Source organism: Rodentibacter sp. Ppn85 (genome assembly GCF_001999335.1).
Lineage (GTDB): Bacteria > Pseudomonadota > Gammaproteobacteria > Enterobacterales > Pasteurellaceae > Rodentibacter.
Genome location: NZ_MLHS01000058.1, coordinates 1 through 10,900, shown reverse-complemented (window position 1 = coordinate 10,900; position 10,900 = coordinate 1). Strand labels below are relative to the sequence as shown.

Genomic DNA, 10,900 nt, shown 5'->3' with positions numbered 1-10,900 from the left:
AGCACAGCACAGCACAGCAAGGATTATCTCGTCTTTTAACTGACTTTCAACAAAATTCTCTCACCCAGCGTGAAAAAGGCACCTATTTTGAAGATCTAATTCAACTTTATCTACAACACGAACCTTTTTATAAAACAGAGTATGCTGAAGTTCTCACCTTTAAACAATGGGCTGAAAAATACCGCCCTGATTTACCCTCTAACGATACCGGTATTGATCTAGTTGCTGTTACCTATTCAGGAGAAAACCACGCTATTCAGTGCAAATGCTATTCACCTGATCACCGTATTAGCAAAAGTGATATTGACAGTTTCTTCACCGCATCGGGTAAGAACTATTTCCAACGCCGTATTATTGTTGCAACCACAGTTCACTGGACAGACAATGCTTACGCATCTCTTTCCGATCAAAATCCCCCAGTCTCAATTATTGACCGTTCAGCTTTAGAAAACAGTGCTATTGATTGGCAAAAATTTGCGTTTAACCAACCGCTTGTATTTAAACCCAAAAAAGAATTAAGAGAGTATCAAGAAACCGCTTTAAAGGATGTCGTAAAAGGACTAGAAACCGCTGATCGTGGCAAACTGATTATGGCGTGCGGTACAGGAAAAACCTTTACCTCATTAAAAATTGCCGAACAAATGGCAGGTAAAGGCAAACGTGTGCTCTTTTTAGTACCAAGTCTTGCACTCCTTTCACAAAGTTTAACGGAATGGACACAAGAGTCCGCTATTCCCTTACACAGCTTTGCGGTCTGCTCTGATAGCGATGTCGGCAAACAAGGAAAAGGTAATAAAGAAGACGACCGTATCCAACAACTCACCCACGAATTGCAATACCCTGCAACAACGAATGCCAAATCCTTAATCAAAGCCGTCAATGCTCAAAGTCGTGATCTATCAATGACGGTAGTCTTCTCCACTTATCACTCTATTGATGTGATTCACCAAGCACAAACATTAGGCTTAAGCGAATTTGATTTGGTGATTTGTGATGAAGCACACCGTACAGTTGGAGCAAAATGGGAAGATGATGAACAAGAATCTGCCTTTACTCGTATTCACAATAACAATTACCTACAAGCCCGAAAACGCTTATATATGACGGCGACACCTCGCATTTATACCGAAGATGCAAAAAAAACTGAAGGTGTTATTACTTTCTCAATGGACGACAAAGCAATATTTGGTGAAGAATTACACGTTATTAGTTTTTCTTCAGCTGTGCAGAAAGGCTTATTGGTCGATTACAAAGTACTAGTATTAGCCGTGGAAGAATCTCACATCAATCGCCGTTTAAATCATTTGCTGACATCTGGGGAAAACGAAATTCAAGTGGATGATGCCGCCAAAATTGTCGGCTGTTGGAAAGCTTTGTCTAAATACGGCGTAGAAAATGATTTAGCAGATGATGCCCAAGCAATGAAACGAGCAGTTGCATTCTGCCAAGTGATTGAAAAAGAGTATAAAGGCAAAACCCACAAAGTCAGCTCAAAAGCAATTACCGAGATGTTCTCAACCGTGGTTGAAGCCTATCAAGAACAAGAACGGCAAGCCTATGCAGATAATGAATTACCAATACCACCTGAATTAGCCACCTCACTTTGCCTCAAATGTGAGGCAGCACACGTGGACGGCTCAATGAATGCCAGTGAGAAATCAGCCAAAATCAACTGGCTAAAAGCCGATACCGATCAAAATACCTGCCGTATTTTATCCAATGTCCGCTGTTTATCCGAAGGTGTTGATGTACCCGCCCTTGATGCGGTGCTATTTTTAACTGCTCGCCACTCACAGATTGACGTAGTGCAATCCGTTGGGCGGGTAATGCGAAAAGCTGAGGGCAAAAAACGGGGTTACGTCATTTTACCTGTTGTGATTCCTGCGAATACATCCCCAAATGAAGCCCTTGACAATAATGAAAATTACAAAGTCGTCTGGCAAGTGCTTAATGCCTTACGCTCTCACGATGATCGCTTTGATGCCATTATCAACAAAATGGAATATGACGGGGCGGCAAAAGATAAAATTGAAGTGATCGCCCAAATTAGTGAAGTACTGAAAAAAACCAAACCGAAAGCTAATGCGAAAGGTAAAAAACGCAATACATCTGGCAGGGGCGAACACAGCATTGGTGGCAAAGATAACACGGGTATTCCAGAGGGCGAACAGCTTGATTTTCATTTTGAAGTCGGTGAAATTGAGCGGGCATTAACCGCTAAAATTGTAAAAAAATGTGGCAATCGCTTAAATTGGGTGGAATGGTCGGAAAGAGTAGCCCGCATTGCTAACACCCATATCGATCTGCTTAACGCCATTTTGGAAAAACCAGAAAATCAGACACAGCGTCAAGCCTTTACCGATTTTGTAGACACGCTGAGAAAAACTATTAACGAAGCCGTAAGCGACAACGAAGCCCTTGAAATGCTTGCCCAGCACTTGATTACCAAACCGGTCTTTGATGCACTTTTTGAGGGGCATCAATTCACCGTTCATAATCCGATGTCGATTGCTCTGCAAAAAACTGTCGAAACCCTACAAGCCGATCAAATTTCCCACGCTCAAACCAAAGAGCTACAAGAATTTTATGAAGCGATTCAAATTCGGGTGAGCAAAATTCAATCCCCTGAAGGCAGACAACATATTATCAAAGAACTTTATGAAAATTTCTTCGAAAAAGCCTTTAAGAAATTGAGAGACAAGCTTGGTATTGTCTATACTCCTATTCAAGTGGTCGATTTTATTATCCGCTCCGTTGAAGATGTACTGAATAACGAATTTAATGCCAGCCTTGCGGATAAAGGAGTACAGATTATCGACCCGTTCACCGGCACAGGCACTTTCATCACCCGCCTGCTCCAAAGCGACATTATTCCGCCAGAAAAATTACCGCAAAAATACCAAGAAATTCACGCTAATGAAATTGTGCTACTCGCCTATTACATTGCAGCCATTAACATTGAGTCCACCTATCACGCCTTAATTGCAGAAAATCCACAAAAACTCACCGATTACCAACCCTTTGAAGGCATTTGTTTAACCGATACCTTCCAAATGTACGAAAACGAAGACTGGGTAGATGCGCTTTTGGTGGAAAACAACGCTAGACGCAAACGCCAAAAAGCCCTTGATATTAAAGTGATTATCGGCAACCCGCCTTATTCAGCAGGGCAGGAATCCGCCAACGATAACAATGCTAATATAGAATATCCGCAACTGGATAAACGTATAGAATATACTTACGATAAATATTCATCTGCAAAATTAAAAACTGCACTTTACGACAGCTATATCCGTGCGATCCGCTGGGCATCGGATCGTATCGGCAATCAAGGGGTGATCGGTTTTGTCACCAATGGCGGGTATTTAGAAAGTAATTCCGCAGACGGCTTACGCAAATGTTTAGCAGAAGAATTTAGCTCCCTGTATATTTTTCATTTACGGGGTAATCAACGTACATCGGGTGAACGTTCTCGTAAAGAAGGTGGGAAAATTTTTGGCTCGGGCAGCCGTGCTCCAATCGCCATTTCCATTTTAGTCAAAAATCCAACCGCTGGCGAAACGGGTAAAATTCACTTTTATGATATTGGCGATTACCTTAATCGGGAACAAAAACTCGAGATTATCCAAAATCTTGGCTCAATTAACGGTATTACCACTCAAAAACAGTGGACACAAATTATCCCCGATCAATTTAACGACTGGCTAAATCAACGTGATCCGAATTTTGATACCTATATCCCAATGGGCGATAAAAAAAATAAAAGTGCGGTATGTATTTTTGAGAATTATTCAGCAGGTGTAAAAACGAATCGTGATGCTTGGTGTTATAATTCATCTCTTAATCGGCTTAATACAAAAATATCTTCAATGATTGATACTTATAATCAAGAACTGAAAAAAATTAATTCAATTAAAAATATTCTTTTATCGAACGAGAAAATAGAAGATCACTTAATAATGGATTCAACTTTAATCAGTTGGTCAGGCGACTTAATTTCACAATTAGCCAAAGGTAATTCTGCTATTTTTAATAAAACTAATACAAAATTAAGCTTATATCGCCCATACCATAAACAATATTTGTATTTTGATAGAATGCTAAATAATAGTATTTACCAAATCCCCCAACTCTTCCCCTCCGCCCAAGCGGAAAATCGGGTGATTTGTTTAACCGTTACAGGTTCAAAAGGGTTTTCAGTTTTAATGTCTAATCTCATTCCTGATTTACACTTGATTGGTGATGCACAATGTTTCCCCCTCTATCTCTACGAGAAAAATGAGAGCGAACAAGCGGGCGGAACAACGGATTTATTTGCAAAAAATGCTGAAAATCACACCGCTTGCGAGGGCTATACCCGCCGTGATGCGATTACCGATGTGGCACTTGAGCATTTTAAAACAGCCTACCCAAATGAGAATATTAGCAAAGACGATATTTTCTACTATATCTACGGGCTTTTACACAGCGAAACCTACCATGAAAAATATGCAGATAATCTTAGTAAACAATTGCCACGCATTCCGTGTGTCAAATGTGCAGCGGATTTTTGGGCATTTTCACAGGCGGGGCAAGAACTTGCCCAATTACACCTTAATTATGAAACTGTACCAATGTATGACAATGTCTTATTTAAAGGTGGTTTAAGCATTGTCAATGACCGAATTGAAGGCGGTATTAGCAAAGATTTTTATGTGGAAAAAATGAAATTTGGCGGCAAAATTCTCAACATAGAAACGGGTAAAAAAGAGGACGACAAAACCAAAATTGCCTATAACGCCAAATTCGGTATTGAAAATATCCCCCTCGAAGCCTATGACTATATCGTCAATGGCAAATCGGCGATTGAATGGGTAATGGAACGCCAAAGTGTCAAAACCGATAAAGCCAGTGGCATCGTAAATGACGCCAACGATTGGGCGATCGAAACGATGCAAAACCCACGCTATCCAATGGAATTGCTGTTGAGGATCATTACCGTGAGCCTTGAAACCAATCGAATTGTGAATGGTTTGCCGAAATTGGAAATTTAGAAAAATGAAAAATGGGGCGTAAATTAATATACGCCCCAATATTTTAGAAAACCAACCGTACTTTATCTCAACGCCTTCTCAATCTTCTCAAATAAATCTTTGGAAAGATTTTCGACAGTGCTTAAGCGCTCCAGTGCACGTTTCATGAGCATTTGACGCTGAGTGTCATAACGGGCAAAACGAATCAAAGGTTCGATTAGCCGAGCTGCAACTTGTGGGTTGCTGTTGTTGAGTTTAATTAGCACATCCGTTAAGAAACGATAACCGGAACCGCTAATTTCATGAAAAGCCTTGAGATTTTGGTTAGCAAAACTTCCCACTAAAGCACGTAAACGGTTTGGATTGTTGAAATTAAAACTTGGGTGATCCATAAGGTGATTCACAATTTCTAGCACATTTTCATCCGGTCTGGTAGCTTGTAAAGCAAACCATTTATCCATAACTAAGCCGTCGTGTTGCCATTTTTGTTCAAAATCAGCGAGCAATGTATCACGACACGGAAGGGAGGCTTTGGTTGCCGCGGTAAGTGCCGCGAGTATGTCCGTCATATTATTCGCCGCATTGTAATGCTTATGCACGAGACTATTACCAAGCGATGTATAAGCCAAATAATTTAAACAAAGGTTACGCATTGCACGCAAGGCAATATCTTGTTGGGTAATACGATACTCCTCCAAACGAATATGATTGTAGGTTTTAAGCAACAGTTCTTTTAGATGCTCGGCAATGGTACGCAACATAAATTCACGGGCCGCCGCAATACCATCGGGATCAATGGTTTTGAAACTTTCGGCAAATTCAATCTCCCGTGGCAAGGTAAGGATTAAGGTTGCCAATTCAATATCGTCTTCATAATTTTCCAACACTTGTAAAAGCGCGGTCAAAATTTGAGGCGAAATCTCAAAATCCTCCCCTTGTTGGAAGTGAGTAACGTTACGTCGTAACTCGTTCGTCAATAACACTTGAGCCGCATCCCAACGCACAAAAGCATTTTCGGCAAATTTTAATAAAGTAAGAAGTTGTTCCGTGGTGTAATCGTAATCTAACTTCACCGGTGCGGAAAAATCTTCCAATAATGCCGGAACAGGGCGTCCATAAATACCGTGAAATTCAATCACCTGATCTTTCTCAGTAATATTTAATACCCCGCTTAACGGTTTGCCATCATACTGGAGCATTTGTTTCGTACCGTCTTGGGCATACAGCGCCATTTTAAGTGGAATATGTAGATTCACTTTTTCCATTTGATCTGCTGTCGGAGGAGTGGATTGAGAGACGGTTAAACGATAAGTATGGGTTTGTTCGTCATAAGCATCGCTGATCAACAATTCCGGTGTGCCCGATTGACTATACCAACGGCGGAATTGAGTTAAATCAAGCCCGTTCGCACGTTCCATTGCAGATACAAAATCTTCACAGGTAGCGGCTTTGCCGTCATTTTCCGCAATATATAATGCCATACCTTTTTGGAAACCCTCCTCGCCCAACAAGGTATGCAACATACGGATCACTTCTGCCCCTTTTTCATACACCGTCACCGTGTAAAAGTTATTCATTTCAATCACTTTTTCCGGACGAATCGGGTGTGCCATTGGGCCTGCGTCTTCAGCAAATTGCGTGGTGCGTAAGAATTTCACATTATTGATACGATTTACCGCACGTGAGCCGGTATCAGAAGAAAATTCTTGATCACGGAATACGGTTAACCCTTCTTTGAGACTTAATTGGAACCAATCACGGCAAGTAACACGGTTACCCGTCCAGTTATGGAAATATTCGTGAGCAATCACACTTTCGATAGCAAGGTAATCTTCGTCCGTTGCAGTTTGTGGATTTGCCAATACAAACTTAGAATTAAAAATATTCAATCCTTTGTTTTCCATCGCCCCCATATTGAAGAAATCCACTGCAACAATCATATAAATATCTAAATCGTACTCAAGATTAAAGCGATCTTCATCCCATTTCATGGATTTTTTCAGACTTTCCATCGCCCAGCCGGCACGATCAAGATTACCCCGATCCACATAAAGTTCTAACGCCACTTCCCGTCCGCTTTTTGTAATAAATTTATCTTCCAAGAGATCAAAATCCCCAGCCACTAAGGCGAACAAATAGCTTGGTTTCGGGAAAGGATCACGCCATTCAACCCAGTGGCGACCATTGTCTAACTCGCCTTCAGCAATGCGATTACCATTGGAAAGCAAGTAAGGATATTTCGTTTTATCTGCCGTGATTTTGGTTGTATAACGCGCTAACACATCGGGGCGATCCAACATATAAGTAATTTGACGGAAGCCTTCCGCTTCACACTGCGTGCAAATACCTTCGCCGGATTGGTATAAACCTTGCAAAGAGGTATTTTTCGCCGGCACAAGGATGGTGACAATTTCCAGCTCAAATTCAACCGCACTTTTATCACTCAGATTCAGCGTTAAACTTTCACCGTCTTGTTGAAAAGCAGTAAACGGCGTACCGTTAAATTTGATTGAAGAAAATTGGAAACTATGACCGTCTAAACGCAAACTTGTTGCTTCGTCATTTAACCGTTGGAATTTTGTGGTTGCCGTTACAACGGTATGGTTCGGATCTAACTGAAAATCCAAATAAATGTCCGTAACAGTAAAATCCGGTTTTTTATAATCTTTTCGATATTTCGCTTTGGCTAACATAATTGGCTCTTTTTTTAAGAAAAAAATCGCCCACTAGGATATGATTTTACAGTAAAAGTTGCAATGGAATTTTCTCTTATAACAACCGAGCAAACGTTTGCTTAATCTTGTTAAATTATGCTATTCTACGCACCGTTTTTAGTTTTATTTGAGAGCAAAAAATGTCTGCAACGCAAGCACAAATTGCTATTGTGATGGGTTCCAAAAGCGATTGGACGACCATGCAAGAAAGCACGCAAATTCTAGATGAACTCAATGTGCCTTACCACGTTGAAATCGTTTCAGCCCACCGCACCCCTGATAAACTTTTTAGTTTTGCCGAAAATGCACTGTCAAACGGCTATAAAGTGATTATTGCCGGCGCAGGCGGGGCGGCGCATTTACCCGGTATGATTGCGGCAAAAACACTTGTTCCCGTGCTTGGCGTACCGGTGAAAAGTTCAATGTTAAACGGCGTAGATAGCCTTCATTCTATCGTGCAAATGCCAAAGGGGATTCCCGTCGGTACATTAGCTATCGGACCGGCCGGTGCAGCAAATGCCGCGTTGCTTGCGGCACAAATTCTAGCGGCCTGGGATCACGACTTACTTTCCCGTTTACAAGCTTTCCGTGAAAAACAAACAAACGCCGTATTAGATAATCCTGATCCGCGCGTATAAAACGCAAAAAATTTAACCGCACTTAAAAAAGTGCGGTTGTTTTTTCGATTATTTTTAACGAGAAATAAAATGCAACAGTCTTCACTCTACCCTACGGTTTATGTTCTTGGTAACGGTCAATTAGGCAGAATGCTTCGCTATGCCGGCGCCCCTTTAGATATTCAAGTCGAACCTTTAGCTTTCAACGCCCCCATTTTTGACTTGCCGAAAAATGCGGTTATCACAGCAGAAATCGAGCGTTGGGAAAAAACACCGCTCACCGAATTGCTTGGCAATCACCCTCACTTTGTTAATCAAAGTATCTTCGGCTTGCTGGCAGATCGCTTTACACAAAAATCATTATTGGATGAACTTGGGCTTTCCACTTCACCTTGGTGTCTATTGGAAAATAAAGCACAATGGCAAAGTGTGTTCCAAACCGTAGGTGAAAAAGTCGTGGTAAAACGCCGTACCGGCGGTTATGACGGACGCGGACAATGGATTATCACCAATGAAAACAACACTGAAATTACCGATGATTTATTCGGTGAAGTGATTGCAGAGCAATTTATTCCTTTTGATGATGAAGTATCACTTGTTGGCGCTCGTTTCAAAAATGGTGAAAAACACTTTTACCCTGTTACGCACAATCTTCAACAAAATGGGATTTTACGTTATAGCGTGATGGACACCACTTTCCCGCAACACGCCCGTCAGCAAACTCAAGCTGAAATGATGTTGGGTAAAATTATGGACAAGCTCAATTATGTGGGCGTAATGGCGATGGAATGTTTTGTCGTTGGCGATAAACTTCTGATTAATGAGCTTGCCCCACGCGTACACAATAGCGGCCATTGGACACAGCTTGGCTGCACGATTAGCCAGTTTGAATTACACTTGCGTGCTTTACTGGATTTACCCACACCAAACTTAGAAACTTTTGCGCCTAGTGTGATGGTGAATTTAATTGGCACAGATCATAACCCGCAATGGCTAGAGACAACATTTACCCAACTCCACTGGTATGGCAAAGAAGTGCGTGCGGGGCGGAAAGTCGGTCATATTAATCTTTCTCACCCGAATAAATCCGTCATTATTCAACAACTGGAAAAACTTCGATATACCTTACCGGAAGATTATCAATCCGGTTTTAACTGGACAGTCGCACAATTAAAATAAATTCATTTTTAACCGTACTTTTTGATGTAATTTACAAAACACATAAGTGCGGTTAATTTTTATCGTGTTTTTGCTTGCTAAACACAAAAGCTTGCAGTATAAAACGCTTGACCCAAATCCATTAAAAAAGGAAAACGATATGTTTGAAAATATCAAAGCCGCACCTGCCGATCCAATCCTTGGCTTAGGTGAAGCATTCAAATCCGAAACCCGTGCAAATAAAATCAATCTTGGCATTGGTGTATATAAAGATGCACAAGGTGCAACACCAATTATGCGTGCCGTAAAAGAAGCCGAAAAACGCTTACTTGATAAAGAAGATACCAAAAATTACCTCACCATTGACGGTATAGCGGAATACAACCGATTAACCCAAGAACTTTTATTTGGTACAGACAGCAATATTATTAAACAACAACGAGCCAGAACCGTACAAAGTCTTGGTGGAACGGGTGCATTACGCATTGCGGCGGAGTTTGTAAAACGCCAAACCAAAGCACAAAATGTTTGGATCACCACACCGACTTGGCCAAACCACAATGCTATTTTCAATGCGGTAGGAATGACGATTCGCGAATACCGCTATTATGATGCGGAAAACAAAACCCTAGATTGGGATAATTTAATCGCCGATTTAAGCAATGCAAACGAAGGAGATGTGGTACTTCTGCACGGTTGCTGCCATAACCCGACCGGTATCGATCCAACACCGGAACAATGGAAACAACTTGCTGATCTTTCTGCAAAAAACGGGTGGTTACCATTATTCGATTTTGCTTATCAAGGCTTAGCAAACGGGTTAGATGAAGATGCTATTGGTTTACGCACCTTTGCTGCAAATCACAAAGAATTGCTTGTTGCCAGCTCTTTCTCAAAAAATTTCGGTTTATATAATGAACGTGTAGGGGCATTTACTTTAGTGGCTGAAAATTCAGACGTTGCTTCAACCGCGTTGACCCAAGTAAAATCCATCATTCGTACCCTCTACTCTAACCCAGCCTCTCATGGTGCGGCAACGGTTGTGCAAGTACTAAGCAGCCCAGTGCTTCGCCAATCTTGGGATGACGAACTCACAGAAATGCGCGAACGAATCAAGAAAATGCGTCATTTATTCGTGCAATTATTAAAAGAATTTGGTGCTCAACAAGATTTTAGTTTCATCATTGAGCAAAACGGTATGTTTTCTTTCAGCGGTTTAACTGCAGAACAAGTGGATCGTTTAAAAGACGAATTTGCCATTTATGCAGTGCGGTCAGGCCGTATTAACATAGCAGGTATTACAGAAGATAATATCCGTTATTTATGTGAAAGTATTGTGAAGGTGCTCTAACCCTTATTCCATCACAGAAGGCGTATATCATTATATACGCCTTTATAT

At 41.2% G+C, this 10,900-nt stretch carries 5 protein-coding genes; 4 read left to right on the top strand and 1 reads right to left on the bottom strand.

All coding sequences use genetic code 11. The features are described from left to right. A partial coding sequence (locus tag BKL51_RS09880) for a type ISP restriction/modification enzyme (RefSeq protein WP_198930125.1) occupies nucleotides 1–5,033 on the top strand: 5,033 nt, incomplete at its 5' end. A 62-nt stretch (nucleotides 5,034–5,095) separates the two neighbouring features. Here BKL51_RS09880 and pepN read toward each other — a convergent pair. After that, nucleotides 5,096–7,705: an aminopeptidase N gene (pepN, locus tag BKL51_RS09875; protein WP_077466511.1), complete on the bottom strand. Its 2,610-nt coding sequence runs from the start codon at nucleotides 7,703–7,705 to the stop codon at nucleotides 5,096–5,098. A gap of 161 nt (nucleotides 7,706–7,866) precedes the next feature. On the opposite strand from pepN, the gene purE reads away from it, so the two are divergent. The 3 genes from purE (at nucleotide 7,867) to BKL51_RS09860 (ending at nucleotide 10,852) form a co-directional block, all read left to right on the top strand. Continuing rightward, the gene (purE, locus tag BKL51_RS09870) at nucleotides 7,867–8,364 is read left to right on the top strand and encodes a 5-(carboxyamino)imidazole ribonucleotide mutase (RefSeq protein WP_077466510.1); all 498 of its coding nucleotides are present in this window, start codon (nucleotides 7,867–7,869) and stop codon (nucleotides 8,362–8,364) included. Nucleotides 8,365–8,433: 69 nt separating this feature from the next. Beyond that, entirely contained in the window at nucleotides 8,434–9,522 is a 1,089-nt protein-coding gene (gene purK, locus BKL51_RS09865) for a 5-(carboxyamino)imidazole ribonucleotide synthase (RefSeq protein ID WP_077466509.1), read from the top strand. Nucleotides 9,523–9,661: 139 nt separating this feature from the next. Beyond that, nucleotides 9,662–10,852 carry an amino acid aminotransferase gene (locus BKL51_RS09860; RefSeq protein WP_077466508.1) on the top strand — a complete coding sequence of 397 codons (1,191 nt, stop codon included), beginning with the start codon at nucleotides 9,662–9,664 and terminating at the stop codon, nucleotides 10,850–10,852. Nucleotides 10,853–10,900 lie beyond the last annotated feature (48 nt).